This is a genomic window from Methylibium sp. T29, assembly GCF_000576205.1.
GTDB lineage: Bacteria > Pseudomonadota > Gammaproteobacteria > Burkholderiales > Burkholderiaceae_C > Methylibium > Methylibium petroleiphilum.
In genome coordinates this window covers 1-1,563 of record NZ_AZND01000457.1, presented here as the reverse complement: position 1 = coordinate 1,563, position 1,563 = coordinate 1, and the positions used below count along the sequence as shown (strand labels likewise).

1 protein-coding gene is annotated in these 1,563 nt (G+C 71.0%); it reads left to right on the top strand.

Annotated features, from left to right (window positions below; all coding sequences use genetic code 11):
* Nucleotides 1–1,563 (top strand): hydantoinase B/oxoprolinase family protein (locus tag x551_RS21990; RefSeq protein WP_036251496.1); only part of this gene is annotated, 1,563 nt, incomplete at both ends.

The window sequence follows — 1,563 nt, the reverse complement described above, 5'->3', positions numbered from 1 at the left end:
CATCGACGGGCCGGCCGTCATCGCCGAGCGCAACGCGACGACGGTCGTCGATCCGGGCTGGCAGGCCCGCGTGACGATGCAGGGCGCGCTGGAGCTGGCGCGCGTGCGACCGCGCGCGCCGCGCACCGCGCTCGGCACCGAGGTGGATCCGGTGCGCCTGGAGGTCTTCAACAACCTCTTCATGAACATCGCCGAGCAGATGGGCCTGCGGCTGCAGAACACCGCGCACTCGGTGAACATCAAGGAGCGGCTCGACTTCTCCTGCGCGCTGTTCGACGGCGGCGGCGAGCTGATCGCCAATGCACCGCACATGCCGGTGCACCTGGGTTCGATGAGCGAGTCGATCAAGACCGTGATCGCCCGCAACCCTCGGCTGCTGCCGGGCGACGTGTTCGTGCTCAACGACCCCTACCACGGCGGCACGCACCTGCCGGACATCACGGTGGTGACGCCGGTGTTCCTGGCCCCTCACTCCAGCCGTCTCCCGGAGGGCGAGGGAGAAAAGCCGCTGTTCTACGTGGCTTCGCGCGGCCACCATGCCGATGTCGGCGGCATCACGCCCGGGTCGATGCCGCCGTTCTCGCGCCGCATCGACGACGAGGGCGTGCTGCTCGACAACTTCCGGCTCGTCGAAGGCGGCGCCACGCCGTGGCTGCGCGAGGCCGAACTGCTGGCCGTGCTGGGCGCCGGGCCGCACCCGGCGCGCAATCCGGCGCAGAACCTCGCCGACCTGCGGGCGCAGATCGCCGCCAACGAAAAGGGCGCCCAGGAGCTGCGCGCGCTGGTGGCGCAGGTCGGCCTGGAGACGGTGCAGGCCTACATGCAGCACGTGCAGGACAACGCCGAAGAGAGCGTGCGCCGCGTCGTCACGGCGCTGGCCGCGACGATCGGCAACGGCCGCTACACGCTGCCGCTCGACAACGGTGCGCAGATCGCGGTGCAGGTGAGCGTCGACGCCACCGCGCGCAGCGCCTGCATCGACTTCAGCGGCAGCAGCGCCCAGCAGGACGACGGCAACTTCAACGCACCGAAGTCGGTCACGATGGCGGCGGTGCTGTACGTCTTCCGCACGCTGGTGGGCGACGACATCCCGCTCAACGCCGGCTGCCTGAAGCCGCTGCGGGTGGTGGTGCCCGAAGGCTCGCTGCTGAACCCGCGCCCGCCGGCGGCGGTGGTGGCCGGCAACGTCGAGACCTCGATGTGCGTGACCAATGCGCTCTACGGCGCGCTCGGCGTGATGGCGGCGAGCCAGTGCACGATGAACAACTTCACCTTCGGCAACGAGCGCCACCAGTACTACGAGACGGTCGCCGGCGGCAGCGGCGCCGGCCCCGACTTCGACGGCACGGCCGTCGTGCAGACTCACATGACCAACTCCCGGCTCACCGACCCGGAGGTGCTGGAGTTCCGCTTCCCGGTGCGGCTGGACAGCTACGCCATCCGCCACGGTTCGGGCGGTGCCGGCCGTCACCGGGGCGGCGACGGCGGCGTGCGGCGCCTGCGCTTCCTGGAGCCGATGACGGCCAGCATCCTCAGCAACGGCCGCCGCGTGCCGGCCTTCGG